Genomic DNA, 1086 nt, shown 5'->3' with positions numbered 1-1086 from the left:
AACCACCCAACTCACCCACGCCCTCGCCCACACCTGGACCCACAACACCCCCACCACCACAACCACCAAAACCCCCACCCCCCACCACACCCCCCTCCCCACCTACCCCTTCCAACACCAGCACTACTGGCTGGAAGCGGCGGCCGGGGCGGGCCTCGACGATGCCGCGTCAGCCGGACTGGACGACGCCGCGCACCCGTTGCTCGCCGCCGTGGTGGAACTGCCCGAGAGTCAGGGCGTGGTGGCGACCGGCCGGATCGGCATGGAGAGCCACCCTTGGCTGGCGGGGTACACGCTCCAGGACACGACGGTCCTGCCGGCGGTGGCCGTGCTCGACCTCGTCCTGTCCACCGGAGACCGTCTGGGCCTGCACCACCTCGATGAACTCGCCCTGGACCGGCCGCTCGTCCTGCCGGAGGAGGGCGGGGTCGATCTGCGCGTCCACGTGTCCGGCGCGGGCGAGGACGGGAAGCACGCCGTCACCGTGCACACCCGACAGGCCGACGGCTGGACGCGCCGCGCCACCGGTGTGCTGAGCGCCTCGGGCGAGGTGGCCGAGACCGGTTCCGGCCGGGCGGCCGGGGTCGAGCCCGACCAGTTGGCCGAGCGGCTCGCCGCGGCCGGCTACGACCACAGCGGGACTTTCCGAAGCATCCGCGGGTTCTCCGGCGGGCACATCGAGACAGCCCTTCCGGAGGAGGCCACCCCGGACGGATTCGGGCTCCACCCGGCGCTGTTGGCTCCCGCGCTGGACGCCGTCCTGGCCGGTCAGTCGGGAGAGACGGCGTTCCCGCACCGGTTCACGGACGTGACACTGCACGCGACCGGCGCCGCCGCGGCCAGGATCCGGGTGACCGCCCAGTCCGACGGCACCCTGTCCGCCGGTGTGGCGGACACGACCGGAGCGCCCCTGCTCGGCATCGGCTCGGTCGCCAGCCGCGCGCTCACCGCGCCGGACCTGGCCGCCGCCCAGGGCGGTCCGCTCGACTCACCGCTGGTGTTGGAGTGGGTCCCCGTCACCACCGACACCACACCCACCACCACACCCACCACCCCCGACCTCCTCGTCATCCACCCCCAGGACGA

At 73.3% G+C, this 1086-nt stretch carries 1 protein-coding gene; it reads left to right on the top strand.

What is annotated here, in order from left to right:
- Window positions 1-1086, top strand: a 1086-nt coding sequence (locus ACZ7BZ_RS38370; protein ID WP_470362425.1) for a polyketide synthase dehydratase domain-containing protein, incomplete at both ends; no start/stop codon positions are given.

It is taken from the genome of Kitasatospora sp. NPDC036934 (assembly GCF_055608425.1).
Note: the sequence above shows the minus strand (reverse complement) of the source record. Positions and strands in the feature narration are given on the sequence as shown.